This window comes from Streptomyces sp. UG1 (assembly GCF_049974585.1).
Classification (GTDB): Bacteria; Actinomycetota; Actinomycetes; order Streptomycetales; family Streptomycetaceae; genus Streptomyces.
The window spans coordinates 121,813-147,852 of sequence record NZ_JBNGGG010000021.1; the positions used below are offsets into that span (position 1 = coordinate 121,813).

Annotated in this window: 21 protein-coding genes and 1 pseudogene; 10 read left to right on the forward strand and 12 right to left on the reverse strand. The window is 71.3% G+C overall.

Going from position 1 to position 26,040, the window contains the following annotated elements; genetic code table 11:
- Positions 1 to 138 precede the first annotated feature (138 nt).
- The 9 genes from ACP4J3_RS23720 to ACP4J3_RS23760 form a co-directional block, all read right to left on the reverse strand.
- Positions 139 to 1,515: an 8-oxoguanine deaminase gene (locus ACP4J3_RS23720; protein WP_426537591.1), complete on the reverse strand. Its 1,377-nt coding sequence runs from the start codon at positions 1,513 to 1,515 to the stop codon at positions 139 to 141.
- Positions 1,516 to 1,642: 127 nt separating this feature from the next.
- Positions 1,643 to 2,566, reverse strand: coding sequence for a factor-independent urate hydroxylase (pucL, locus tag ACP4J3_RS23725; protein WP_426537593.1), 924 nt, complete (start codon positions 2,564 to 2,566; stop codon positions 1,643 to 1,645).
- Positions 2,567 to 2,570: 4 nt separating this feature from the next.
- Positions 2,571 to 2,963, reverse strand: a complete 393-nt coding sequence (uraH, locus tag ACP4J3_RS23730; RefSeq protein ID WP_426537595.1) for a hydroxyisourate hydrolase — start codon at positions 2,961 to 2,963, stop codon at positions 2,571 to 2,573.
- A gap of 5 nt (positions 2,964 to 2,968) precedes the next feature.
- Positions 2,969 to 3,481, reverse strand: coding sequence for a 2-oxo-4-hydroxy-4-carboxy-5-ureidoimidazoline decarboxylase (uraD, locus tag ACP4J3_RS23735; RefSeq protein ID WP_426537597.1), 513 nt, complete (start codon positions 3,479 to 3,481; stop codon positions 2,969 to 2,971).
- 124 nt (positions 3,482 to 3,605) lie between these two features.
- Positions 3,606 to 3,974 (reverse strand): helix-turn-helix domain-containing protein, encoded by a 369-nt coding sequence (locus tag ACP4J3_RS23740; protein ID WP_426537599.1) that lies wholly within the window; start codon positions 3,972 to 3,974, stop codon positions 3,606 to 3,608.
- On the reverse strand, positions 3,971 to 4,222 hold the full coding sequence (locus ACP4J3_RS23745; protein ID WP_426537601.1) for a hypothetical protein: 252 nt from the start codon (positions 4,220 to 4,222) through the stop codon (positions 3,971 to 3,973). Before ACP4J3_RS23745 ends, ACP4J3_RS23740 begins: the two co-directional genes overlap by 4 nt.
- A gap of 47 nt (positions 4,223 to 4,269) precedes the next feature.
- Positions 4,270 to 5,907: a hypothetical protein gene (locus ACP4J3_RS23750; protein WP_426537603.1), complete on the reverse strand. Its 1,638-nt coding sequence runs from the start codon at positions 5,905 to 5,907 to the stop codon at positions 4,270 to 4,272.
- On the reverse strand, positions 5,904 to 8,171 hold the full coding sequence (locus ACP4J3_RS23755; RefSeq protein WP_426537605.1) for a hypothetical protein: 2,268 nt from the start codon (positions 8,169 to 8,171) through the stop codon (positions 5,904 to 5,906). The genes ACP4J3_RS23750 and ACP4J3_RS23755 overlap by 4 nt, the downstream gene beginning before the upstream one ends.
- Positions 8,168 to 8,974, reverse strand: a complete 807-nt coding sequence (locus ACP4J3_RS23760; protein ID WP_426537607.1) for a hypothetical protein — start codon at positions 8,972 to 8,974, stop codon at positions 8,168 to 8,170. Before ACP4J3_RS23760 ends, ACP4J3_RS23755 begins: the two co-directional genes overlap by 4 nt.
- Before the next feature lie 191 nt (positions 8,975 to 9,165).
- Between ACP4J3_RS23760 and ACP4J3_RS23765 the strand changes: the two genes are divergently transcribed.
- The 4 genes from ACP4J3_RS23765 (at position 9,166) to ACP4J3_RS23780 (ending at position 13,118) form a co-directional block, all read left to right on the forward strand.
- Complete coding sequence (locus ACP4J3_RS23765; protein WP_426537609.1) at positions 9,166 to 10,005, forward strand: TIM barrel protein; 840 nt, start codon at positions 9,166 to 9,168, stop codon at positions 10,003 to 10,005.
- 25 nt (positions 10,006 to 10,030) lie between these two features.
- Positions 10,031 to 10,921 (forward strand): 2-hydroxy-3-oxopropionate reductase, encoded by an 891-nt coding sequence (locus ACP4J3_RS23770; protein WP_426537610.1) that lies wholly within the window; start codon positions 10,031 to 10,033, stop codon positions 10,919 to 10,921.
- 182 nt (positions 10,922 to 11,103) lie between these two features.
- Positions 11,104 to 12,561: a catalase gene (locus tag ACP4J3_RS23775; protein ID WP_426537612.1), complete on the forward strand. Its 1,458-nt coding sequence runs from the start codon at positions 11,104 to 11,106 to the stop codon at positions 12,559 to 12,561.
- A gap of 368 nt (positions 12,562 to 12,929) precedes the next feature.
- Entirely contained in the window at positions 12,930 to 13,118 is a 189-nt protein-coding gene (locus ACP4J3_RS23780; RefSeq protein WP_426537675.1) for a hypothetical protein, read from the forward strand.
- 208 nt (positions 13,119 to 13,326) lie between these two features.
- Here the strand turns inward: ACP4J3_RS23780 and gcl are convergent, their stop codons facing one another.
- Positions 13,327 to 15,111, reverse strand: a complete 1,785-nt coding sequence (gene gcl, locus ACP4J3_RS23785) for a glyoxylate carboligase (protein WP_426537614.1) — start codon at positions 15,109 to 15,111, stop codon at positions 13,327 to 13,329.
- 157 nt (positions 15,112 to 15,268) lie between these two features.
- Here gcl and ACP4J3_RS23790 point away from each other — a divergent pair, with 157 nt between their 5' ends.
- Positions 15,269 to 16,051 (forward strand): hypothetical protein, encoded by a 783-nt coding sequence (locus ACP4J3_RS23790; protein ID WP_426537616.1) that lies wholly within the window; start codon positions 15,269 to 15,271, stop codon positions 16,049 to 16,051.
- Between the two features lie 286 nt (positions 16,052 to 16,337).
- Positions 16,338 to 16,619, forward strand: a pseudogene (locus ACP4J3_RS23795) (GNAT family N-acetyltransferase); the annotation flags it as partial.
- Here the strand turns inward: ACP4J3_RS23795 and ACP4J3_RS23800 are convergent.
- Together ACP4J3_RS23800 and ACP4J3_RS23805 are read right to left on the reverse strand one after the other, a co-directional pair.
- Positions 16,616 to 18,205 (reverse strand): AMP-binding protein, encoded by a 1,590-nt coding sequence (locus ACP4J3_RS23800; RefSeq protein ID WP_426537677.1) that lies wholly within the window; start codon positions 18,203 to 18,205, stop codon positions 16,616 to 16,618. The pseudogene ACP4J3_RS23795 and the gene ACP4J3_RS23800 sit on opposite strands and share 4 nt — an antisense overlap.
- Before the next feature lie 2 nt (positions 18,206 to 18,207).
- A complete protein-coding gene (locus ACP4J3_RS23805; protein ID WP_426537618.1) occupies positions 18,208 to 19,881 on the reverse strand; it encodes an AMP-binding protein in 1,674 nt (557 codons plus the stop codon).
- Between the two features lie 123 nt (positions 19,882 to 20,004).
- On the opposite strand from ACP4J3_RS23805, the gene ACP4J3_RS23810 reads away from it, so the two are divergent.
- The 4 genes from ACP4J3_RS23810 (at position 20,005) to ACP4J3_RS23825 (ending at position 26,035) form a co-directional block, all read left to right on the forward strand.
- Positions 20,005 to 20,835 (forward strand): response regulator transcription factor, encoded by an 831-nt coding sequence (locus tag ACP4J3_RS23810; RefSeq protein ID WP_426537620.1) that lies wholly within the window; start codon positions 20,005 to 20,007, stop codon positions 20,833 to 20,835.
- Positions 20,836 to 21,397: 562 nt separating this feature from the next.
- Complete coding sequence (locus tag ACP4J3_RS23815) at positions 21,398 to 24,229, forward strand: AAA family ATPase (protein WP_426537622.1); 2,832 nt, start codon at positions 21,398 to 21,400, stop codon at positions 24,227 to 24,229.
- 220 nt (positions 24,230 to 24,449) lie between these two features.
- On the forward strand, positions 24,450 to 25,238 hold the full coding sequence (locus ACP4J3_RS23820) for a S1 family peptidase (RefSeq protein ID WP_426537624.1): 789 nt from the start codon (positions 24,450 to 24,452) through the stop codon (positions 25,236 to 25,238).
- Positions 25,239 to 25,384: 146 nt separating this feature from the next.
- Positions 25,385 to 26,035, forward strand: coding sequence for a LysE family translocator (locus ACP4J3_RS23825; protein WP_426537626.1), 651 nt, complete (start codon positions 25,385 to 25,387; stop codon positions 26,033 to 26,035).
- The last annotated feature ends 5 nt before the right edge of the window (positions 26,036 to 26,040 follow it).

Here is a 26,040-nt window from a genome sequence, read left to right on the forward strand (position 1 = left end):
GGACGGGACCGTCCCGGGGCGCGTGCGTCCAACACGCGCCCCGGACACGGCCGCCATGGACCCCGCTCGGGTCCACGGCTGCCGGTCGGGAGCCGTCCCTCCCGACCGGAGATCAAGTGCCGTACGGCGCGATGCGGTTCAGTGACCGGCGATCCGCGCCAGGCGCTGCGCCTCGTCCCGCGTCGAGCGGGCGATCGCGTCCTCGTCGGCCGTGAGCAGCCGGCCGTTCTCCACGATCTGCCGGCCGTTCACGAAGGACGCCGTGACCGGGGCCGCCGCGCCGAAGACCAGGGCGGTCACCGGGTCGGCGATGGAGGCGTGGGCGAGGGTGTCCAGCTTCCACAGCACCAGGTCGGCCAGCTTGCCCGGCTCCAGCGAGCCGATCTCGGCGGCTCGGCCCAGGACCTGGGCACCGCCGTACGTGCCGAGCCGCAGCGCCTGCCGGGCGTTCAGCGCCGCTTCCTTGTGTGCGCCGAGGCGGTTGATGAGCAGGGCGTTGCGCAGTTCGGTGTGCAGTTCGCCGGACTCGTTGGAGGCGGTGCCGTCGACGCCGAGGCCGACCGGGACGCCGGCCGCGAGCATGTCGGGGACGCGGGCGATACCGGCGGCCAGCCGGGCATTCGACGAGGGGCAGTGGGCGACGCCCGTCTTCGTACGGGCGAAGGCGGCGATGTCGGAGTCGTTCATGTGGACGCAGTGCGCCATCCACACGTCCTCGCCGAGCCAGCCGGTGGACTCGAAGTAGTCGGTCGGGCCCATGCCGAACAGCTCGTGGCAGAACTTCTCCTCCTCGACCGTCTCCGAGCCGTGGGTGTGCATGCGCACGCCGAGGCGGCGGGCCAGCTCGGCACCCTGCTTGAGCAGTTCGGTGGAGATGGAGAACGGGGAGCAGGGGGCGACGGCGACCTGGGTCATCGCGTCGAAGGAGGCGTCGTGGTGCCGCTTGACGGTCTCCTCGGTAGCGGCGAGGGCACCGTCCAGGGTCTCGACGGCGAAGTCCGGCGGCAGTCCGCCGTCCTTCTCGCTGCGGTCCATGGAGCCGCGGGCCAGGGTGAAGCGGACGCCCATGTCGCGGGCGGCGCCGATGATGGCGCCGGACAGGTCGCCGGAGCCCTGCGGGTAGACGTAGTGGTGGTCCATGGCGGTGGTGACGCCGCCGCGGGCCATCATCGCCAGCGAGCCCTGCGCGGCGGAGCGCACCATCTGCTCGTCGATGCGCGCCCAGGTCGGATAGAGGGCGACGAGCCAGTTGAAGAGGTTGTGGTCGGTGGCCAGGCCCCGGGTGATCCACTGGTAGAAGTGGTGGTGGGTGTTGATCAGGCCGGGGGTCACCAGATGCCCGGTGGCGTCGATGCGGCGTACGACGTTCTCCAGGCCCTCGGGGGCCTTGCCCGCGCCGAGCGCCTCGATGCGGTTGCCGGCGATGACGACGTACCCGGTCGGGTACTCGGTGTCGTCGGCGTCGACGGTCGCGATCGAACAGTTTTCGATGACGATGCGCTGGGCTGCTGCCATGATGCGTCCTTTTCGCTCAGTGGACTCAGGGGGAGGGCACGGCAGGACCCTGAAGTTTTGAGTGCCGGGCCGGGGAGCCTTCGAAACCTGGGTTCCCCGGCCACGGGTGCCGAAAGAGGGGGATGGATCAGAGGTTGGTGAGGTCCACGGGGATCTTCGCCTCGCAGCCGTCCCGCAGGATGGTGGCCTCGATCAGGCCGTAGGGGCGGTCGGCGGCGAAGTACACCTCATTGTCGTTCTTCAGTCCGAACGGCTCCAGGTCCACCAGGAAGTGGTGCTTGTTCGGCAGGGAGAAGCGGACCTCGTCGATCTCGCTGCGGTTGTTGATGATGCGCGCGCCCATCTGGTACAGGGTCTGCTGCAGCGACAGCGAGTAGGTCTCGGCGAAGGCGTGGAGCATGTGCTTCTTGGTCTGCTCGTAGGACTTCTCCCAGTTGGGCATCCGCTGCTCGTCGTCGGTCCAGTTGAACCGCCAGCGTCCGGAGACCTGGGTGGCCAGGATGCGGTCGTAGGCCTCCTTCAGCGTCGTGTACTTGTCCTTGACGTAGCCCCAGAACTCGGAGTTGGTCGAGTTCATCACGACGAGGTCCTTGAGCCCGGAGATGACCTCCCATGACGAGCCGTCGTAGGTGATCTGGGTCAGCCGGGTCTCCTGGCCCTTGCGGACGAAGGAGTGCTTGACCTCGTCCGCGCCGATGAACTGCGAGTTGGCGTCGGAGGCCTCGATCCGCTCCCAGGCGTACTCCTCGATGCGGATGCGGGCCGTCTTGATCGGCTCCTGGCTGGTCACGAAGTGCCGGGCGAGGTGGATGCCGAACTGTTCGGCGGACTCGATGCCGTGCTCCTTGGCGAACGCGTACACCGTGTTCTTGGTGGTGTCGGTCGGCAGGACGTTGGCGTTGGAGCCGGAGTAGTGGACCTCGTCCATGTCGCCGCTCAGCGCCACGGATACGTTCAGGTCCTTGATGTGGTGGGTGGCGCCGTCCCGCGTGATCTTTACGACTCGGTTCTCGGCCTTGCCGTACTGGTTCTGTCCCAGGATGGTGGGCATTTAGCTAGCTCCCTCGGTAAACGGAGTAGCCGAACGGGTTGAGCAGCAGCGGCACGTGGTAGTGCTCCCCGGGCGTCACGGCGAAGGTGATCGCCACCTCGGGGAAGAACACGGCACCGCTGTCCCGATTCGCGGGGGCGTCCTGCTGCGCATCGGCTTGCTTCTTCTCGAAATACGGCTCCACCGCGAAGTCGAGCCGTACGTGGGTGGTTCCCTCCGGCAGCGCCGGGAGGTCCTTGCACCGCCCGTCCGCGTCGGTCGCGGAGCCGCCGAGCGCCTGCCATTCGGCGCCTCGACCACTGCGGGCCGCGAGCAGGACGGCGACGCCCTCGGCGGGGCGGCCGACGCTGGTGTCCAGGATGTGCGTGGACACGGAAGCGGTGGTGCTGGTGCTCATGGGTGTCAGGCTTCCTCTTCGACGAGCCGGGCGAGCCGGATACGGTTGATCTTGCCCAGCTCGGTGCGGACGATCTCCCGCTCCCGCTCCGGCGAGTTGCCGATCCGCTCCTCGAGCGCGTCGCGCATCTGCTCGCCGGTCCGGCCGGTGGCGCAGATCAGGAAGACATGGCCGAACCGGTCCTGGTAGGCCAGGTTGAGTTCGAGCAGCTCCGCCTTCAGCTCCTCGGAGGCGCCGGCCATGCCGCGCTGCTCCCGGGCCGAGGTCGGATCGCCCGGCTTGGGGCGGCCGATCGGCGGGTGCCCGGCCATCGCCTCTTCGAGGTCTTCCGTCGTCAGCTCGGCCATGGCCGCGTCACTGGCCTCGCAGAGGTCGCCGACGGTGGCGTAGGGGCGGGCGGCGAGCAGTCGCTTCGCCCATACCGTGGAGGCGCACGCCTCGTGGAGAGCGGCGTGGGCCGCGTGCTCCTCCAGGGCGTTGAACCGGGCCAGGCCCGGGGGCGTGGAATTCGACGTCACGGGAGCCTCCGTGGCCGCGAAGGGCCTTCGTACTGAACGGGCGTGCCGATAGCTAACGCCCTACGACGACGAGACGTCAACACTTTGTTGAAAATTAGCGGGGACGAAACCGGCCGGACCCGGCTCAGGCGCCTTTCTCACGGTTGAGATAGTTGTAGACCGTGAAGCGGCTCACCCCGAGCGCGCTCGCCACGGTCTCCACGCCGTGCCGCACGGAGAAGGCGCCGCGCGCCTCGAGTATCCGTACGACCTCCTGCTTGGCCTTGCGGTCCAGGTCGGCGAGCGGCTTGCCCTTCCGGCGCTCCATGGCGGCCAGGATGTGGTCCAGGGAGTCGGCGAGCTGGGGCAGGCGTACGGCGACGACGTCGGCGCCCTCCCAGGACAGCACGACGTCCTCGGGGCCGGCCTCGTCCGGCGGAAGGATCTCCCCGCCCATGGCGTCGACCAGCGGCTTCACGGCCGCGATGAAGGTCTCGTCCCCGGTGCCGGTCACTGATCGCCCTCCCCGACCACGTTGACCTGGAGCGAGATCCGGGTGGCGCCGGCCTCCAGGGTCTTGCGCAGCAGGGCGTCCACGGCGGTGAGCACGGCGTCGGTGCCGCCCTCCGCCGTGTTGCCGAACGGGCCGACGTCCACCGCGTCGAGCTCCGCGGCCTCGATGACCTCACGGGCGACCAGCGCGTGCGCGGGCGCCTCGTCGAGGTCGAAGGGCTCGGTCGTGAACTCCACTCTCAATCGCACGCGCTCAACCTAACGCGCACGGGGCGGCCGGGGGAGCCTCGCCGGGATCACAGATCGGGGCAGGTGTTGCGGCCCTGCCGGAGATAGGTGCGGTAGAGCGGCGTCGCGTCCTGGGGATCGTCCGGGAAGGTCACTATGGGCACCGGTTTGCACACCGGCCATCGCCCGACCACGGCCTCTTCCTTCTCACCCTTGTCCAGCCTGATGTCTTCATTCGCGAAGGCGAATACGCCGCTCGCGCCCGGCACGCATCCCCCGGCGCAGCCTTCGGAGGTGTTGAGCCGGCGCAGTTCGTCGTAGATGTCGCTGTGGTCCATGGCGGTGACCCCGTTGGTCTGGGCCTCGTCCACGGCTCTCCCGACCGCCGCGAGGGCGTCGTGGTACATCACGGCGTAACCGTCGTCGAGGGCGTTGCCCCGCTCGTCGCCGAAGTACTCCTCGTAGGCGCGCGCGAAGCTCCTGAAGTACTGGGGAACCTGTTTGTCGCCGGGGCTTCCCGCACGCCAGCGAGGGGCGTCCACGGCGGCCGCGGTCACGATCTCGATGTGCTTGCGCTCGGCGATGTCCCGCATCGCGGAGGTCTCGGTGTCCGGGTCACGGCCGGTGCTGACGCGCAGGATGCGCAACGGCTCGTCGGCCGTGCCCTGGTTGCAGGAGGGGTCCTGGGCGATGGCGCTCAGGAAGGGCGGCAGGTCCACATCGCGGCCCGCCAGGAACACCGTCTTGGCGCGGGCCGCGCACATCCTGGTCACCGCCTGCCGGAACTGCCGCTTCTCGCCCCGTTCCGAGCCCTGCTTGCCGCGGTAGGTCGCGATCCGCGACTCCACCGCGTCGTCGTTGATGCCGTAGTCCTCGCCGAACTCCTCGAAGAAGACCCTGCGCAGGTTGTTGACGTAGTTGTCGGCCTGCTGGTCGTCGGCGATCATGAACGTGTCCTCGTCGTTCACGCTGTTCTCCCGCACGTAGTGCTTGAGCGCGTCGACGAGATGGTTGGTGGAGGGCGAGACCTTGAAGAGGTGGGGGTCCTCCATCTCCCGGGAGCTGAGGACCGCGCTGACCGCCGGGATGCCGTCCCGCCCGAGTCCCTGCCGCACGGAGGCGAGCGTCTTGTCGTTGCTGTTGGGAAAGCCGATGGCGGCGACCACGGGGGCCTCGCCGGTGACACGGGAGGCCAGTTCGTCGGTCACGGCCCGCCAGTGGTCCAGGTTCTCGCCGACGTTGGCGAAGAGGAGCTGGATGGCCGTGTCGGAATCCTGGTTGTAGCCGTGCTGGGCGACATAGGCGCCCTGGAGGGAGTGCCGGATCAGCCGTTCCGACATGGCCGCGCCCTCGGTCTGCTGGGTGTACGGCATGACGACGGCGACGCTCACCACCCGCCTGCCCGAGTCGAGTGCCGCCCGGTTCTCCTGCTCGATCCTGCCCAGGACGTCGGCGAGGCCCGCGGCGAAGCCGTACGCCGAGGCCGTGACCCCGATGCACTCGTCGCGCGGCCCCATCCGCCGCAGCTGAAGATCCTCGGTGCAGTAGTCGCGGTGCTTCCAGTAGGTGTCGAGGCCCCACCAGGTACCGGCCCCCAGCAGCGCGGCGACCAGGATCCACAGGGCCACCACGTCGATCAGGCCGAGCACCCGGAAGCGCAGTCGGCCCGGCAGCCAGACCCAGTTCCGGCGGTCCATCGGGTTCATCGCCTCCCTCCCGTTCGCGGCTGGTCCCCCTGCCAGCGGCGTTCCACAGGCCAGTCGCCGCCGTCCCGCACGGCGCGCGGCCAGCGGATGGCGGCCTGGGCCAGGACCGCGCGGCCGGTCAGATGCTGGGCGGAGAGGAAGGACAGGTCCTGACCGATCCGGTCGGCCAGGGTCCGGTCCGCCTCGGCCAGTTCGTCCGCCGCGTACCACAGGGCGTGCAGCAGCCGGTTGACGGCCTGCTTCTCCAGGCCGACCCCCGGGTCCGCCTGGAGCTGAAGCCGGTCCCGGCGGCCCTTGCCGACCTCCTGGCACTGCTCGAACCAGACGTCACCCGGCGGGCGGGGCGCATGGGCCACGGTGCGCAGGGTGTACAGCCAGTCGACGGCGTCGCCGTCCTCCCGGAGGAAGTCGGCGTGCAGGACGTCGACGACCTCCTGTGCCTCTCCCCCGGCGAGCCGGTGCCACAGGAAGCGGCACCGCTCGTCGCGCGCCGCCTGTCCCGAGCGGCCCTCGGCCCGCCGCCGGTGGTGCTCGGCGAGCAGGGCGTGCGCGCCGAACCAGTCCACCCCGCTGCCGCCGCGCCCGCTGCGCATCTGGTGCACCAGCAGGGCGCGCAGGAAGCGGTCCGTGATGAACGGCCGGCTGCCCGGCCCGCGCGACCAGCCCTCCCGCTCCAGCAGGGCGGCGCCGCCGTCCGCCGCGGCCAGGCCGTCGATCCGGCGCGGCACCCACCGCTCGGCCAGTTCCTCGGCCGCCTCCCGGTCCCAGGCCAGCGAGAACAGGCACAGCTCGTCGTGGTTCTCGCTGCCGACCAGGGTGTTGAGCAGCCGCCAGATGACGGATTCGCCGGCGCCGCCGGGATGGGTCAGATCGAGGAGTTCCTCGGCGGCGACCCACTCCCCGGTGCGCGCCTTGTGCACCACGGCGTCGCACAGCCGGCGGGCGCCCATGGGATGGCCCCGGGTCAGATCGTGGACGGCGGTGGCGATGTACGGGTCGAAGGAGGCCCGGTCGTCGCGCTTGAGCATGCTCTCCAGGTGCTCGGTGTCGAGCGGCGGGAGCGGCAGGACCAGCACGCCCGCCGAGGGATCGGTGCCGCTGCGGGTCCACCAGGAGTTCGTGCCGATCTCGTGCAGCGAGCGGTGCGCGGCCTCGGGGTACGGGTCGTTCTCCTCGCCCGGGGCTGCCGAGCTGTCGTCACCCCGCAGCTCGGTGGCGATCACCACGAGCTGGTCCTGGGCGCCGCGGCCCAGCAGCGCCCGCTGCTCCAGGAGCAGTTCGAGGAAGTCACGGCCGGGGTCGGTGTGCACGTTGTCGAGGAGGACCAGGGGGCGCGGGGCGCGGTTGGCGCGCCGGAACGGGCCGTAGCGCACGTCCGTCAGGAACGCGGCCATCAGCATGCGCTCGACGCCGCGCCGGAAGCCGCGGCCCTGGTGGAACTCCTGGCAGAGCCGGGCCACGGCCTGTGCGCGCTCCGCGGCCGGCACCTGCGGCGGATGACCCGCGGCGCCCGGCGGCATGCCGCGCAGCCGGTTGTCGGCCTCGTTGCGGTAGCTCTCGTACCAGCGGATCAGATGGCGGGAGGCGAGCCTGCGCGACCGCCATCGGTACTGCCTGCCCAGATACGTGCGCAGGGCCGCCTCGGGAAACCCCGCGGGGTCGGGGGAGACACCGTCGGGGGACGGGGGCAGTGCAGCGCGGAAGAGCGAGTCCCAGGTCGGGGGCGGGCCCTCCTCCGACGGGGCCGGGGCCCCCATCAGGGCCGCCGCGTGCCGGTCGGCCACCCGCAGCTCGTCGTCGTTGCCGGGGCGGCGGGCGGAGATCACGGCGAGCAGCCCGGCGGTGGTCCGGGGGAAGCGAAGCCGCCCGAAGCCCGCGACGGGACGGGAGAGCTGGGTGACCAGCTCGACCAGGAGCTCGACCGCGTAGGAGTTGTTGGAGATCTCCGGACCGACCCTGGCCCGCTCCTGCAGTTCCGTGCAGTTGATCCGCGCGAACGGCACGCGCGGCCCCGGCCAGGGGCCCGCGTCCGGGGCGTAGGCGTGCTGGAGGTCGCCCAGCATGGCGCTCTTGCCGGTGCCGTGCCGTCCGCTGAGCAGCACCACGGGCAGGTCCTCGGCGAACTCGTGGTGCCGTCGTCTGCGGTGGTGGTCGCGCTCGAGCCCGACCAGGCGCGGTACCAGTTGCCGCAGCAGGGGCTGGCGCGCGTACACCTCCGGGATCTGGCCCTCCGCCCCGGTCGCGGGGCTCGCGGGATCGCTCATCCCAGCCCCAGCACCGAGCGGATGATGTCCGACACGATGCCGGAGCCCATCTCCCTGCTCATCGAGCCCGCCGACCTGCCGCCGGCCTGCACCAGGTCCCTGCTGTGCTGCAGGAAGCGCTCCACCGTGCCGGCATCGGGCTCGGCGCCGCGCCGCGAGGCCTCGGTCAGGGCCCCGGCGAGCTCTCGCACCTGCCGCACCTCGTTGTCGCTCTCCGACAGGTCGGGCCGGGACGCCTGCACGAGCTGGGCGAGCTGCTCGAAGGACAGAAAGACCCCGGCGCCCTGCTCGGCGACGGTGAAGTGCACCGGGGTCGGCAGATCCAGATGGTCCCTGGCGTACTCCAGATCCTCGAATTCGAGCTGCCTGCCGCAGTAGAAGGCCTCCCGCGCCCACAGGAAGTCCTCGGCGTTCGGCTCGCCACTGCGGTGCTGCCCGGCCCGGTCCCACCAGGCGAACAGGGCCGCCTTGGCGTACCGGCGCCGGGCGTCGCGGTCGGCGTAGGCCTCGTCCCAGGCGCGCGCCTCCGCGAGTCCGGTTCCGGTCGGGCTGACCAGCGGCGGCACGGCACCGGAGTCGTTGTGCACGGCGATCCAGCCGAGCCCGGCCAGCCGCTCCACGACGGCCTCGACCAGTTCCAGGCTGCACCGCTCATGGGGTGCGTACGCGGCGCTGGCCACGCGGTTTCCGGCGGCGGCGCCGGTCTGCGCGGCCAGCCACAGGAGGAAGCGCGCGGATGCGGCACCGGTCTCGTCGTACACGGGAGAAAGGCCGTTCGTGGGCACCGCCCGGGATCTGTTCATCGTCCGCCCCCCAACTCCCGTGACCGCCATGCGCGTTCGCCTTCCCCGACAGGCGATCCCAAACACGTGGCACCCGGGTTCCTCGACAGGTCCCCCTTGACAAGCCCAGACCTCCGGCGGCAATCTTCCATTAAGCAGAAACAAACTTCCGCAATATGGAATCAAGACCAACGGAAGGGAGCGCCGGCCCCATGCCAGGTTTTAAGTTGGACACAGCCGCAGAGCAGCGCTTCAACGTCAACCTGTCGATCCTCTTCACGGAACTCCCGCTCCTGGAGCGCCCCGCGGCCGCCGCCGCGGCCGGCTTCACCGCGGTCGAGCTGTGGTGGCCCTGGGTCGACTCCCCCACCCCCGAGCGGTCCGAGCTCGACGCCCTGAAGAAGGCGATCGAGGACGCGGGCGTCCAGCTCACGGGGCTGAACTTCTACGCCGGACAGCTCCCCGGCCCCGACCGCGGCGCCCTGTCGATCCCGGGCGAGGAGTCGGAGAGGTTCCGCGCCAACATCGACGTGGCCGCCGACTTCGCCGCCTCGCTCGGCTGCAGGGCGCTCAACGCCCTGTACGGCAACCGCGTCGAGGGCGTGGACCCGGCCGCGCAGGACGCGCTGGCGCTGGAGAACCTCGCGCTCGCGGCCCGGGCCGCCGACCGGATCGGCGCGATCCTGCTGATCGAGGCCCTGAACCGGCCCGAGTCGCCGCTGTACCCGCTGGTCTCGGCCCCGGCCGCCGTCGGGATCGTCGACAAGGTCAACGAAGCGACCGGCCTCGGCAACGCGAAGTTCCTGATGGACCTCTACCACCTGTCCATGAACGGCGAGGACCTCCCGTCGGTGATCGAGGAGTACGCGGCGAAGACCGGCCACGTCCAGATCGCCGACAACCCGGGCCGCGGCGCGCCCGGCACCGGCTCACTGCCCCTCGAAGACCTCCTCGACCAGTTGCGGAAGGCGGGTTACGACGGCTGGGTCGGCCTCGAGTACAAGCCGGGCGACCGCCCGAGCGCCGAGGCCTTCGACTGGCTGCCCCGCTGACTCTCCTTATCGAAAGGCACTCAATATGAGCACTCTCCCCAAGATCGCCTGGATAGGTCTCGGCATCATGGGCTCCCCCATGTCCGAGAACCTGATCAAGGCGGGTTACCAGGTCACCGGCTTCACCCTGGAGCAGGACAAGCTGGACCGCCTCGCCGCGGCGGGCGGCACCGCCGCCTCCTCCATCGCCGAGGCCGTGAAGGACGCCGACGTCGTCATCACGATGGTCCCGGCCTCCCCGCAGGTCGAGGCCATCTCCTACGGCCCCGACGGCATCCTGGAGAACGCCAAGGCCGGCGCCCTGCTGATCGACATGTCCTCGATCACCCCGCAGACCTCGGTCGACCTGGCGAAGGCCGCCCGGGACAAGGGCATCCGCGTGCTGGACGCCCCGGTGTCCGGCGGTGAGGCCGGTGCCATCGAGGCCGTACTGTCGATCATGGTCGGCGGCGAGCAGGCCGACTTCGACCAGGCGAAGCCGATCTTCGACGCCCTCGGCAAGACCATCGTGCTGTGCGGTCCGCACGGCTCGGGCCAGACCGTGAAGGCGGCCAACCAGCTCATCGTCGCCGTGAACATCCAGGCGTGCGCCGAGGCCGTGGTCTTCCTGGAGAAGTCAGGCGTGGACCTGACGGCCGCGCTGGACGTCCTCAACGGCGGCCTGGCCGGCTCGACCGTGCTGACGCGGAAGAAGGACAACTTCCTGAACCGGGACTTCAAGCCGGGCTTCCGTATCGACCTGCACCACAAGGACATGGGCATCGTCACGGACGCCGCCCGAGGCGTCGGCGCCGCGCTGCCCGTCGGCGCCGTGGTCGCCCAGCTCGTCGCGTCCCTGCGGGCGCAGGGCGACGGCGGCCTGGACCACTCGGCCCTGCTGCGGGCCGTGGAGCGCCTGTCGGGCGCCCAGGTCTGACCCACCCTGAGACTTCCGGGCGGCGCCGGCGCTGACATCTGTCCTGTCGCGCCCAGGCGTCGGCGCCGCCCGGAATCGACTTCAACAAACTGTTGACGCCCAGATCGCCCCACTTCTAGGCTCCACAAAGCGGAAGAAGTTTTCCAAAGATCTCCGCTGCCCTCTCGTACGGAAGGTCCACGATGTCGAAGCGCGTGCTCACCACCGAGTCCGGCGCCCCGGTCGCCGACAACCAGAACTCCGCCTCCGCCGGCCTCGGCGGCCCGCTGCTGCTCCAGGACCAGCACCTGCTGGAGAAGCTGGCGCGCTTCAACCGCGAGCGCGTTCCGGAGCGCGTGGTGCACGCCCGGGGCTCCGGCGCGTACGGCCACTTCGAGGTGACCGACGACGTCACCGGCTTCACCCACGCCGACTTCCTGAGCGAGGTGGGCAGGCGGACCGAGGTGTTCCTGCGCTTCTCGACGGTCGCCGACAGCCTCGGCGGCGCGGACGCGGTCCGCGACCCGCGCGGGTTCGCCCTCAAGTTCTATACGGCGGAGGGCAATTACGACCTCGTCGGCAACAACACCCCGGTGTTCTTCATCAAGGACCCGATCAAGTTCCCCGACTTCATCCACTCGCAGAAGCGCGACCCGTTCACCGGCCGCCAGGAGCCGGACAACGTCTGGGACTTCTGGGCGCACGCCCCCGAGGCCACGCACCAGGTGACCTGGCTGATGGGCGACCGCGGCATCCCGGCGTCGTACCGCCACATGAACGGCTACGGCTCGCACACCTACCAGTGGACGAACGCCGACGGCGAGGCCTTCTTCGTCAAGTACCACTTCAAGACCAACCAGGGCATCCGCTGCCTGAGCAGCGAGCAGGCCGCCGAGCTCGCGGGCAAGGACCCCAATTCCCACCAGACGGATCTGCTCCAGGCCATCGAGCGGGGCGTGCACCCGTCCTGGACCCTCTACGTCCAGCTCATGCCGGCGGCCGAGGCGGCCGACTACCGCTTCAACCCGTTCGACCTGACCAAGGTCTGGCCGCACCAGGACTACCCGCTGCGGCGGGTGGGCCGCCTGGTCCTTGACCGCAACCCGGACAACGTCTTCGCCGAGGTCGAGCAGGCCGCGTTCTCCCCGAACAACTTCGTGCCGGGCATCGGCCCCTCCCCCGACAAGATGCTCCAGGGCCGCCTGTTCGCCTACGCGGACGCGCACCGCTACCGCCTGGGCGTCAACCACACCCAGCTCGCAGTGAACGCCCCGAAGGCCACCACCGCGCAGAACTACGGCCGCGACGGCTTCATGGCAGCCAACTCCCAGGGCCGGTACGCCAAGAACTACGAGCCGAACTCCTACGACGGCCCGGTGGAGACCGGCCGCCCCCTGTCGGCGCCTCTTGCGGTCACCGGCCACACGGGCACCCACGAGGCCCCGCTGCACACCAAGGACGACGACTTCTTCCAGGCCGGCGAGCTGTACCGCCTCATGTCCGCCGAGGAGAAGTCCCGGCTGATCGCGAACATCGCCGGTGGCCTCTCCCAGGTCTCCCGCGACGACGTGATCGAGAAGAACCTGGCCCACTTCCACGCCGCCGACCCCGAGTACGGCAAGCGCGTGGAGGAGGCGGTCCGCGCCCTGCGCGAGGACTGAACCCCCAGGCTGCGTCCGTCTCCTGACGGGAGGTCATGAGCCGGACGCACCGCCCGCGCACGACGCCGAGCGACCCGGATGAGGGGTGGTCGCCCGGCACGGACGCGGGCGACGCGAGGACCGCGGCGGCGTGCGAGCCAGTGCGGTGGTGAAGGCCCCGGCCTCCTTCTTCGACCAGAGGGAAGGAGCCCCCGGTGCCGTCGCTGCCGCCGCGGTCCCAAGCCCCCCAGACACCGTCCGGCGGCGCGAACGTCCTGTCGCGCCCAGCCTCGCACCGTCGGACGGCCACAACAGCAGACCTCACCGGCCGAAGAGCGCCGGGTACGGACGGTCCCGTACCCGGCGCTCTTCGGCGTTCCGCCCCGGTCCTGGAGGGCTCCAGGCGGGTCACCGAGGGCGACACGACCCTGGGCATCGCCATGCACGTGGACGACGTCAGCCAGATCCTGCGCCTCGCCGACCTGTACGTCACCGACGTGGCGGAGAGCGACTTCATCGACTGGCAGGGCGGCGGCCCCGACGACTGGCCGGGGCTGTCGGAGCACCACGAACAGTAGACGGCCCCGTACGCAACCGTGCGTAGGCCGACTACGGAACCCTCAGAACAACCTCTGAACACGCGTCGAGAGGCTTCAACCGCCCCCGGCGGCGGGCACATTCTCTGTGACGAGGTGCCCGCCGGCACGGGGGCGGCGGGCACCGTACGGGGGCACGAAAGGGGCGGTCCGACCTCACGGTCGGACCGCCCCTGACTGATCTGTCGGGTCAGACCTTCAGCGTCCTGATCGACGTCGGCGCATGGCCGGGCTCCGTCGCGATCTCCTCGAACTCGACGACGTTGCTGATGTCGTTGGTCGTCGACATGGAGATGTTGGTGACGCGCTCCAGGATCGCCTCCACGACGACCGGCACCTGGAACTCGGCCGCGAGCTTCTTGGCCTGTTCCAGGGCCGCGCCCAGTTCGCTCGGGTCGGTCACCCGGATCGCCTTGCAGCCCAGGCCCTCGGCGACCTTGACGTGGTCGACGCCGTAGATGCCCAGCTCGGGCGAGTTGATGTTCTCGAACTCCAGCTTGACCTGGAAGTCGATGTCGAACGCCCGTTGCGCCTGGCGGATCAGGCCCAGGTAGGAGTTGTTGACGAGGACGTGGACGTACGGGATCTTGTGCTGCGCCCCGACCGCCAGCTCCTCGATCATGAACTGGAAGTCGTAGTCACCGGACAGGGCGACGACCTGCGCCTCGGGGTCGGCCTTCGCCACACCCAGCGCCGCCGGGATGGTCCAGCCCAGCGGGCCCGCCTGGCCGCAGTTGATCCAGTGCCGCGGCTTGAAGACGTGCAGCATCTGGGCGCCGGCGATCTGCGAGAGGCCGATCGTGGAGACGTACCGGGTCTCCGGTCCGAAGGCCTTGTTCATCTCCTCGTAGACGCGCTGCGGCTTGATCGGGATGTCGTCGAAGTGGGTACGGCGCTGGAGGGTCGCCTTCTTCTCCTGGGCGGACGCCGCCCACGCGCCGCGGTCGGGGAGCCTGCCCGCCGCCTTCAGCTCCCTCGCCACCTCGACGAACAGCTCCAGCGCCGCCTTCGCGTCGGACGCGATGCCGTAGTCCGGGGCGAAGATCTTGCCGATCTGCGTCGGCTCGATGTCGACGTGGACGAACGTCCGCCCGGCCGTGTACACGTCCAGCTTGCCGGTGTGGCGGTTGGCCCAGCGGTTGCCGATGCCGAGGACGAAGTCGGACTCCAGGAAGGTCGCGTTGCCGTAGCGGTGCGAGGTCTGCAGGCCGACCATGCCGGCGTTCAGCTCGTGGTCGTCGGGCAGCACGCCCCAGCCCATCAGGGTCGGCACGACCGGGGTGCCCGTCAGCTCGGCGAACTCCACCAGCAGTTCGGCGGCGTCGGCGTTGATGACACCGCCGCCCGCGACGATCAGCGGCCGCTCGGACGCGTTCAGCATCCCGATCGCCTTCTCGATCTGGGCGCGGGTCGCGGCCGGCCGGTAGACCGGGAGGGGTTCGTACGTCTCCGGGTCGAACTCGATCTCCGTCAGCTGGACATCGATCGGCAGGTCGATGAGGACCGGGCCGGGCCGGCCGGAGCGCATGAGGTGGAAGGCCTGCTGGAAGACGCCGGGGACCTGGGCCGCCTCCAGGACGGTCACCGCCATCTTCGCGACCGGCTTGGCGATCGAGGCGATGTCGACGGCCTGGAAGTCCTCCTTGTGGATCACTGCGGTCGGCGCCTGGCCCGTGATGCACAGGATCGGGATGGAGTCGCCGGTCGCGGAGTACAGACCGGTGATCATGTCGGTGCCGGCCGGGCCGGAGGTGCCGATGCAGACGCCGATGTTGCCGGGGTGCGTGCGGGTGTAGCCCTCCGCCATGTGCGAGGCGCCCTCCACATGGCGGGCGAGGGTGTGGTTGATGCCGCCGGAGGCCTTGAGCGCCGCGTAGAAGGGGTTGATCGCCGCGCCCGGCACGCCGAACGCGTTGCTGACGCCCTCGCGCTTGAGGATCTCGACTGCCGCGCGGGCAGCGGTCATACGAGCCATTGAGTACTCCTGCTTCGGCTGTCGGATTCGCACTCCCGTCGCGCCCCGCGGTGAGCTCTTCCGTATTGCGGAAATTTATTTCTGCTATCTGGAAGCAATGTAAGAGGGTGCGCGAATGCCGTCAAGAGAGGGACAGGCCAGGGCGTCTTGGAGGACGATGAGGGTCATGTCCGAGAGCGTGTCCGTGCGCTGCCCGGCCTGCCGACGCGAGCACGGCTATACGGCCCCGGCCTATCCCTGCGCGTGCGGGGCGCCCGTCGCGCCACGGCTCGACCCCGCCGGAACCGCCACGGCCGTCGCCCATCGCGCCTGGGACGACGAATGGATCAGCGTGCGCTGCACGGCGTGCGGCCACGACGGCGAGTGGCCCCGCCCCGAGCTGGGCTGCCCCTGCGGGGTGGTACTGCGCATTCCGCTGGCGCGGACGGGCACCGGGGGTGAGACGGACGCTGGAGGCCAGACGGGCGCTGGGTGCGAGACGGACGCTGGGTGCGAGACGGGCGCCGGAGGCGAGACAGGCGCTGAAGGCGAGTCCACGCCTCCCAGGGCCGCCGCGCGCCGCCCCTTCCAGCCGATCACCATCCGCACCGCCCGTGACGCGGTCACCGCGGCCGCCGTCTATCTGCGCTGGCTCGGCTACCGCGACATCCGCCGCGCCGACCAGCGCCCCACGTCCGGCGTCGGCATCGCCGCCCACGGCCTGCTCGCCCACGTCGACCCGACGGTCGGGCCGGCCACCCTGCGCGACGTGGAGTGCCTGTGGCTGACGGCCATGACGGAGTCGACGGCCTGCGTCTACTTCTCCCTCTCCGGCTACGCCCCCGACGCCCGCGCCCGCGCCGACTCCCTCGGCGTCCCCCTCTTCGTCCTCGACCTCACGGGCACACCTCAGCCGGTCAACGCCCTTGCGGACGCGCTGGACACGGCCGGCGCGCGGTGACCTGTTCTCGCCCCTGCCGCCCCTACCCATTCCCGTCCCCTGGCGGCTGCGCCCCCAGACCCCCGCACCGGCCCTGAAGGGGCCTTGTCCTCAAACGCCGGACGGGCTGAGATGACTGCACCGGCGTTCAGAAGGGACCGTTCACGGACTTGGCGAAGCCGGGTCGCGCCCGAAGGGGCGCGGGGCTGTATCGACATGCGGCTGCCGCCGCGCGGGCGCGACCAGCCACAACAGCGCCGCAGACGATCGACGGCCCACCCCGGCACATCCCGCGGAGCGCAACCGCGCTCTGCACATCGAGCAGGTCTCGGTCCACCCCGACGCCGCCCACCGGGGCATCGGCCGCGCCCTCCTCGCGTACGCCGCCGACCGCGCCCGTGACGAGGGCCTGGCCGGTCTCACCCTGACCACCTTCGCCGAGGTGCCGTGGAACGCGCCGTACTACGAACGCCTGGGCTTCCGCGTCCTGCCCGAGGCCGAGCTGACCCCCGGGCTGCGGAAGATCCGCGCCCATGAGGCGGAACTCGGCCTCGACCGGTGGGCCCGGGTGTGTATGCACCGCGACTAGTCGGCGACGGCCGCGTAGCGCTCCCGCAGCTCCACCTTCCGCACCTTCCCGGACACCGTCATCGGGAAGGCGTCCAGGGTCTGCAACCGGCTGGGGATCTTGTAGTGCGCGAGCTGCCCGTCGCAGAAGGCCCGCAGGTCCTGCAGCGTCGGCGGATCGGCCGCGTCGCGCGGGATGACGCAGGCCAGCACCTCCTCGCCGTAGCGCTCGTGCGGCACCCCGACGACCTGGACGTCCGCGATCTTGGGATGGCCGTACAGGAACTCCTCGATCTCGCGCGGGTAGATGTTCTCCCCGCCCCGGATGATCATGTCCTTGATCCGGCCGACGATCTCCACATAGCCGTCGTCGCGCATCGTCGCGAGGTCACCGGTGTGCATCCAGCGCCCGGCGTCGATGGCCTCGGCGGTCTTCCCGGGCTCGTTCCAGTAGCCGAGCATCACGCTGTAGCCGCGGGTGCACAGCTCGCCCGCCGTGCCGCGCGGCCGGGTCACGCCGGTCGCCGGGTCGACGATCTTCACCTCGATGTGCGGCAGGACGCGGCCGACCGTGCCGGTGCGGTGTTCGAGGTCGTCGTCCCTCCGGGTCTGCAGCGAGACCGGGGACGTCTCGGTCATGCCGTAGCAGATGGACACCTCCGCCATGTGCATCTCGGCGACCACCCGCTTCATGACCTCGACCGGGCAGGGCGAGCCCGCCATGATGCCGGTGCGCAGGGAGGAGAGGTCGTAGGAGGCGAAGTCGGGGAGGTTCAGCTCCGCGATGAACATGGTCGGGACGCCGTAGAGCGAGGTGCACCGCTCCTGCTGGACGGCCTCGAGCGTGGCCTTCGGGTCGAAGGACGGGGCCGGGATGACGATGCAGGCGCCGTGCGTCGTGGCGGCCAGATTGCCCATGACCATCCCGAAGCAGTGGTAAAAGGGGACGGGAACGCATACCCGGTCCTGCTCGCTGTAGGCGATCGACTCCCCCACGAAATAGCCGTTGTTGAGGATGTTGTGGTGGGAGAGGGTGGCCCCCTTCGGGAAGCCCGTCGTACCGGATGTGTACTGGATGTTGATGGGGTCGTCGCAGGACAGTTCCTCGAACGGCACCGGTGTCCCCCGCGCGATCAGCGCCTCCCAGCTCGGGTCCCCGATGAACACCGTCTCCCGCAGCTGCGGGCACTTGCCGCGCACCTGCTCGACCATCGCCCGGTAGTCGCTGGTCTTGTGGCTCAGCGAGGCGAACAGCAGGGAGATCCCCGCCTGGTTGAGGACGTACTCGACCTCATGGGTGCGGTAGGCCGGGTTGATGTTCACCATGATCGCGCCGATGCGGGCGGTGGCGTACTGGACCAGGACCCACTCGGGACAGTTGACCGCCCAGATGCCCACCCGGTCGCCCTTGGCGATCCCGCTCGCGAGCAGTGCGTACGCCAGCTCGTCCACGTCGGCGGCGAACCGGCGGTAGGTCCAGCGCCGTCCGGACGCCACGTCGACCAGCACCTCCCGGTCCGGCCAGGTCTCGACGGCCTGGTCCAGGTTGGCGCCGATGGTGTCGCCGAGCAGCGCCGTGTCCCCGGTGCCGTGGGCGTAGGAATTCATCGTCACCGGAAGTCCTCCTCGCGGTACTCGGCTTCCGAACCCTCGGCCGTGGCCTCGCGCAGCTCGATGCGGCGGATCTTTCCGGAGACGGTCTTGGGCAGCGGCGCGAACTCCAGTCGGCGCACGCGCTTGTACGGCGCGAGGACGTCCCGCGAGTGCTCGAAGAGCACCTTGGCCGTGTCGGGGCCCGGCTGCCAGCCGTCGGCGAGGACGACGTACGCCTTCGGCACCGCGAGCCGCAGCTCGTCCGGCGCGGGCACGACGGCCGCCTCGGCCACCGCCTCGTGCTCCAGCAGGGCGCTCTCCAGCTCGAAGGGGCTGATCTTGTAGTCGGACGCCTTGAAGACGTCGTCCGCGCGGCCGACGTAGGTGATGTAGCCGTCGGCGTCCCGGGAGCCGATGTCCCCGGTCCGGTAGTAGCCGCCGGCCATCGCCTCCGCCGTACGGTCGGCGTCGCCGTGGTAGCCGGTCATCACGCCGACGGGGCGGGCGGACAGGTCGAGGGCGATCTCGCCCTCCTCGGCCCCCGGCGCCCCGCTGACCGGGTCGAGGAGTTCGACGCGGAAGCCGGGGCTGGGGCGGCCCATGGAGCCGGTCTTCAGGGGCTGGCCGGGGCTGTTGGAGACCTGGACGGCGGTCTCGGTCTGCCCGAATCCGTCCCGGATGGTCACGCCCCAGGCACGCCGGACCTGCTCGATGACCTCCGGGTTCAGGGGCTCACCCGCCGCCACGACCTCACGGGGCGGGGTGCGCAGGGCGCTCAGGTCGGCCTGGATGAGCATGCGCCAGACGGTGGGCGGGGCGCAGAAGGTGGTGACGCCCGCGCGGTCCATCTCGGCCATCAGGCGGGCCGCGTCGAAGCGCGCGTAGTTGTGGATGAAGACGGTCGCCTCCGCGTTCCACGGCGCGAAGAGATTGGACCAGGCGTGCTTGGCCCAGCCGGGCGAGGAGATGTTCAGATGCACGTCGCCGGGCTTGAGGCCGATCCAGTACATGGTGGCCAGATGCCCGACCGGGTACGAGACGTGGGTGTGCTCGACCAGCTTGGGGCGGGCGGTGGTGCCGGAGGTGAAGTACAGCATCAGCGGGTCGTCGGCGGCGGTCGGCCCGTCGGGGCGGAAGTCGGCGGCCGCGCCGTACGCGTCCTCGTAGGCCTGCCAGCCCTCGGGCGCCGCCCCGCCGACGGCGATGCGGGTGTATTGGCCGGGCACGTCGTCGAACTTGCCGGTGTCCTCGGCCCGCACCAGCACATGCCGGACGCGTCCGCGCTCCACCCGGTCGCGCAGGTCGGCCGGGCCGAGCAGCGGGGTGGCCGGGATGACGACGGCCCGCAGCTTCATCGCGGCGAGGGCGGTCTCCCACAGCTCGGCCTGGTTGCCGAGCATGACGAGGACACGGTCCTCGGCCCGGACGCCGCGCCCCCGCAGCCAGCCCGCGACGCGATCGGAGCGCTCGGCCATCTCGGCGAAGGACAGCCGGACCTCGCTGCCGTCCTCCTCGACGATGTGCAGGGCGGTGCGGTCGTTCCCGTCCGCGATGACGTCGAACCAGTCGAGCGCCCAGTTGAACCGGCCGGGCCGGGGCCAGGCGAACCCCTCGTACGCGGTCGTGTAGTCCTCGCGGTGTTCCAGCAGGAAGTCCCGCGCACTGCGGAACGACTCCGTCCCCGTCGTCATCTGTCCTCCTCGGTACCGGACCTTGCCGGGCGGCTCTCTGTCATCGTGTAATCCGTGACGTGGGTCTCACTACCCCCGAACGGGGGTGTGCGCTCCAGGAACGCCGCAGTGAAGGGGCGAGACGTGGCAGTGGACGCGGCCGAGACGGTGGAGATGAGGAGCGCGCTGGTGCGCCTGCGCCGGGCGACGGGACTGCCTGTCGCCTTCGGCGGGCTGGTGGATTCCGGCCACCGGAAAATGCGCATCAGCGAACTGAACGGCACGGCCACCGACTCCCTGCGCACGGTCTCGGTGACCGCCGGCAACGGCCTGGGCGGCAAGGCCGTCGCCCTCGCCCGCCCCTGCGCGGTCACCGACTACTCCACCTCACGGCAGATCACCCATGAGTACGACGCCGCCGTCGCCATGGAGGGGCTGTGCTCGGTACTTGCGGTCCCGGTCGTCGTACGGCGCCGGGTGCGCGGTGTCCTGTACGGCGCCCTGCGCACGGCCCAGCCGCTGGGCGACCGCACGCTGACGGTGGCCGTGCAGGCGGCGCGGGACGTGGAGCAGGCGCTGGTGGTGCGCGACGAGGCGCGAGGGCTGCTGGAGGCGGCCCGGCCGCAGCCGGCGCCGCCCGACCGGGGCCCGGCGTGGGAGCAGGTGCGCGAGGCGCACGCGGCCCTGCGCGCCCTGGCGCCGCGCATCGAGGACCCCGCCCTGCGTGCGCAGTTGCTGGACGCGTGCGGCCTCCTGGCGGAAGGGCCCGCGCCGCACGGCGTGCGACTGGCACCCCGCGAACTGGACGTCCTGGCGTGCGTGGCGGCCGGCGCGACGAACGCGGCCACGGCCGAGCGACTGGGCCTGCGGGCGGAGACGGTGAAGGGCTACCTGCGCTCGGCCATGCGAAAGCTGGGCGCCCACACGCGCGGTGAGGCGGTGGTGGCGGCACGGCGGGCGGGGGTGTTGCCGTAGCCCCCCGGAGTCCCCTGCGGCGGTTGGGGCGTCGGGGCTCGCGCGGGCCGAGCGGTGGCGTGCGAGGGCGTGGCGACGGATGCTCGAGGCCCGGTGAAGGTCTGCGGGCGGAGTGGTGATCCCGGCGAGATCGGCCCCAGGGTAGTGCGGTGATCCTGCGGCGATCGGGGGCTTCGCGCGGGCCGAGCAGTGGGTTTCCGGGGCGGCTCGGAGGCCAGGCGGGCAGGACACGGCGCAGGTCCTGCGGGGCCGGGGGCGTAACCCCGCGCGCGGGCCGAGCGATGGGCTTGCAGGAGTGAGGAGGCGGAGGTGTGGAGGTCGTGCGGGTCGGGGCCGGGCGGGTGCTGTCGGCGTGGGCACCGTGGGGGTACGGCGGCGTTGGTGCTGCCCCCGCGCGCCACGCGGTGGTGGTCCCGCCCACCTCGACAACCCCCCATTCATTCATCCGTGCTTTGAATTTCCCCATGCTCCCCGGCTGTTATTTGCCTCACCACGCACTCGGTCCGAAATTCAAAGAACTGTTGCCTAATATTGGCCCGGACACGACACATGGAGGGGAGCGGTGACCGTGCGACGGGACTTCAAGGAGCCTGCCAGATGCCGCCCCGACCAGGTCATCGGCAGACAGGAGCTGTTCACGGCCGCGCGTGAGCAGCTCGGGCGGGGCGGCAGCGTGCTGCTTCACGGTCCCGCCGGAATTGGGAAGTCGACGGTCCTGCGGGCATTGGCCGGGGAATACGGCGGCGCCGCACGCACCGTGTTGCGCTGCTCGCCCACCGAGTCCGAATCCCACCTTCCCTTCCTGGCCCTCGCCGACCTCCTCGGCCTGGTCCTGGACGAGGTGTCCGGGCGGCTCCCCACCGCCCAGCGCACCGCCCTTGAGTCGGCACTCACCGGCCGCGGCGAGTCCAGCCTCCAGCGCGACGGACTGGCCCTGCGCCTGGCAGTGCTGTCCGCCCTGCGCGCCCTCGCCGACACCGGGCCCGTCCTCGTCGTCGCCGACGACCTGCAGTGGCTGGATCCGGCCAGCGCCGAACTGCTCGGCTTCGCCGCCCGCCGCCTCGGCGACACCCCGGTGCGGATGCTGTGCGCGGTGCGGACCGAGGGTGAGGAGTACGACGAGTACGACCGTCATCTGCGCATGTCCCCGCCCGACACCCTCGCCGTACGGCTCGGCCCGCTCTCCCGCGCCCAGATGTCCGCGCTGCTCGACCACCGCGGCTACACCGGCCTGCCCCGCTCCACCGTCCGGGACATCCACCGCACCAGCGGCGGCAACGCCCTGTTCGCCCTCGAACTGGGCCGCGCCCTCGCCGAGAACGCCACCCCGCCCCGCCCCGGCGAGCCCCTGCCGGTGCCGACCTCGCTGCGCGCCCTGGTGCTCAACCGCCTGGAGATGCTGTCGGAGGAGGCCCGCCGCACCCTCCTCGTCGCGAGCGCCGGCGCCCGCCCCACGCTGGCACTGCTGCACGCGGCCGGCCGTGCCAACGCCGAGGCAGAGACGGCGCAGGCCGCCGGACTCGGGCTGCTGGCGACCGAGCCCGAGGGTCCCGCCGTACGGTTCGCGCACCCGATGATCTCCGCCGCGCTGTACGCGGAGGCACCCGCCCACGAGCGCCGGGCCGCGCACGCCGCGCTGTCCACGGCCGCCTCCGACCCCATCGAACGCGCCCGGCACCTGGCGCTGGCGACCACCGGAACCGACCCGGAGGTCGCGGCGCGCCTCGCCGAGGCCGGCGCGCTGGCCCGGGACCGGGGCGCGCCGTCGATGGCCGCTCAGCTGTCCCTGCTCGCCGCCCGGCACACCCCGGCGGACGGCGCGCCGAGCCCGGACGTGCTGCGGCTGGAGGCCGCCGAGGACGCGATCACCGCCGGCGAACTGGACCTCGCCCGGGACATCGCCCGTGAGGTGCTCGCGCGCACGGCCGTGCCGGCGGAGCGGGTACGGGCCTGGATCGCGGTGATCGAGACGGCGGGCCACGCCATGGCCGAGGTCGACTCGATCTTCCCGCAGGCCCTGGCCGACGCGGGCGACGATCCCAAGCTGCTGGCGCTGGTCCACTACCAACTCACCTGGCGCGCCCTGCTCGTGGAGGGCGACTTCGACGAGGCCCGCGGGGAGGCCGCGTACGTCGCGGAGCTGGCCGCGCGGGCCGACGACCGCTACACCGAGCTGATGGCGCTGGCCTTCCAGGCCCAGATCGAGACCCTCATGGGGCACCCGGACGCCCCCGCGACCATCCGGCGCGCGCTGCAGGAGCCCCAGGATCCGAGGGTGGCCTGCCATCACAACGGGGCCGGCTACTCCCGGTTCCGCTGGCTGATCATGAGCGACCAGCTCCCGGAGGCGCGGGCGGCGGTCACGACGCTGCTGCGCGAGGTGCGCCGGCACGGCTGGGTCGAGAGCGAGGTGCACTTCCTGCGCGGCGTCGCCGAGACCGAGCTGCACTCCGGCCACTGCGGCCGCGCCCTCGACCTGGCCCGCGAGAGCCTGCGGCTGGCCCGTGACACCGGGATCGGCGAGGTCGCCTCGGCCGTGCTGACCTCGCTCGCGGAGGCCGCGGGCGGGGATGTGGAGCGGGCGCTGACGCTGGCCCGGGAGGCGGTGGAGCACGCCGAGGAGGACGGCGACCAGATGTACGTCTCACGCGCCCTGGCCGCCCTGGGCCACGCCCAGTTGGTGGCCGGGGACACTCAGGCGGCGGTGCGTTCGCTGCGCCGGGTGCGTGAGGTGGAGCAGGGCCTCGGCATCACCGATCCGGCACGCGGCCGCTGGCACGGCGACCTCGCCGAGGCGCTGGTGCGCACCGGAGCGGTCGCCGAGGCGCAGGACGTCATCGACGTCACGCGCGCACACGCGCTGCGCCTGGACCGCGACAGCGTCCTGGCCGTGCTGGACCGGGCCGAGGCACTGCTGCGCGCGGCCCGCGGCGAACAGGAAGCCGCCGTCGCCCAGTTGACGTCGGCTCAGGACCGGCTCGGCAAGCTGGGGTACGGCCTGGAGGAGGCCCGGGCGGCCTTCGCGCTGGCCCAGCTGCGGAGCGGGGCCCCAGGGCCGACGTCGTACGAGGAGGCGGCCCGGCTGTTCCGCCGCTGCCGGGCGCTGCCCTGGCTGCGACGGGTCGAGGCGGCGGCCGCCGCGGGCACCGTGGCGACAGAGCCGGCCGCCCCCGTCGCCACGCCGGACGGACTCGACGGTCTGGACGGGCTCGCCTCGATGGAGCGTCAGGTCGCCGCGCTGGTCATGGAGGGCGCGACCAACCGGGAGATCGCCGCGCGCCTGTTCATCAGCGTCAAGACGGTCGAAGCGACGCTGACCCGCGTGTACCGCAAGCTCGGGATCCGCTCGCGGGTCGACATCGTCAGACTGGCGGCGGGTCGCCGGACGACGTAAGTTCACCCGTCTTTGCCGGTCTGCGGGGTTTAGCCGGCACGACCGAGGGTTTTCCCTGCCCAACTCCCTTAGGGGCATCCCTCATTGGGAAGGGGAACTTCCGGGGCCTACCTTGTGGATGTGCCGCTCGCCCGGGCACACGGGGGTCGGTCCCGCGACCCCCGTGCACACCCCCCACACCCGCGCGTCCCCCCACCGGCAAACCCCATGAGGAGTCTCCTTGTTCGGGCTCACCCGTGCCAGAAAGACGGCCGCCGTCGCGGCCACCGTCGCCGCGGCCGCGGCGGCTCTGCTCAGCGCCCCCACCGCTGAGGCCGCCGACTCGCGCATCGTGGGCGGCACGACGACCACGACGTCCACGTACCCGTTCATGATGCAGATCACGGACGCTTCGGAAAGCCAGTTCTGCGGCGGCACGCTGGTCTCGGCCACCAAGGTCGTCACGGCGGCCCACTGCATGGTCGGCGAGAGCACCGGCAGCATCCGGGTCGTCGGCGGCCGCACCTACCGCAACGGCACGAACGGCACGGTCAGCCGGGTCAGCGACATCTGGATCCACCCGGACTACCAGGACGTCACCGCGGGCAACGACGTGGCCGTGCTGACCCTGTCGACCTCGATGCCGTACACACCGGTGTCGTACGTCGGCTCCTCGGACACCGGCGTCTACGCGACCGGCACCACCGCCCGCATCATCGGCTGGGGCACCACCTCCTCGGGCGGCAGCTCCTCCAACCAGCTGCGCACCGCGACCGTGCCGACGGTGTCCGACTCCTCCTGTGCCGGCTCCTACGGTTCGGACTTCCTCGCGTCCGACATGATCTGCGCCGGCAACACCTCCGGCGGCGTCGACACCTGCCAGGGCGACAGCGGCGGTCCCCTGATCATCGGGGGCGTCCTGGCAGGGATCACTTCCTGGGGCGAGGGCTGCGCCCAGGCCGGTTACCCGGGCGTCTACACCCGGCTGACCACGTTCTCGGACGAGGTGACCGAGCAGGTCGAGTCCTGACCGGGAGCGTCGTCCAGGTCTCCTGAGCACACCTCAGGTGAAAGACCAGGGGGCGTTGCGGGCCTCCACGAGCGGCCCGCAGCGCCCCCTATCCATCTCCGCCCGACCCGGGGTTGAATGGCCGGGATCATACGGAGGTGAGGGACATGGTGTCCGTCGACCGGCTGCTGGCCTTCGCGGCGATGTCGCTGCTGGTGGTCCTGATCCCCGGACCTAGCGTGCTGTTCGTCATCGGACGGGCGCTGGCCCACGGCCGCCGCACCGCGGTGGCGACGGCCATCGGCAATGTCTTCGGCTCGTATCTGCTGGTGATCGCGGTCGCGGTGGGCATCGGCTCCCTGGTGGAGCGGTCCGCGGCGATCTACCTCGGGGTCAAGCTGGCGGGTGCTGCGTATCTGGTGTTCCTGGGCGTGCAGGCGTTCCGGCACCGCGCGGACCTGCGGGTGTCGGCGACCGAACCGCCCTCGGCGCGCCGTCCGGCCCGCGGCGACCTGCGGACGGTCCTCGACGGCGTGCTGGTCGGCGTCACGAATCCCAAGGGTGTCGTGTTCTTCGCCGCCGTACTCCCCCAGTTCGTGGACCAGTCGGCGGGCCACGTCCCCTTCCAGATGCTGGTGCTGGGCCTGGTCCCGATCATGATCGGCCTGATCACGGACACCCTGTGGGGCCTGACCGCGTCCGCCACTCGCGCCTGGTTCGCCCGCTCGGACCGGCGCCTTTCGCTGATCGGCGGGGCGGGCGGCTTCACCATGATCGGCCTGGGAGTGACGGTGGCGGTGACGGGCCGGGCGGACTGAGCAGC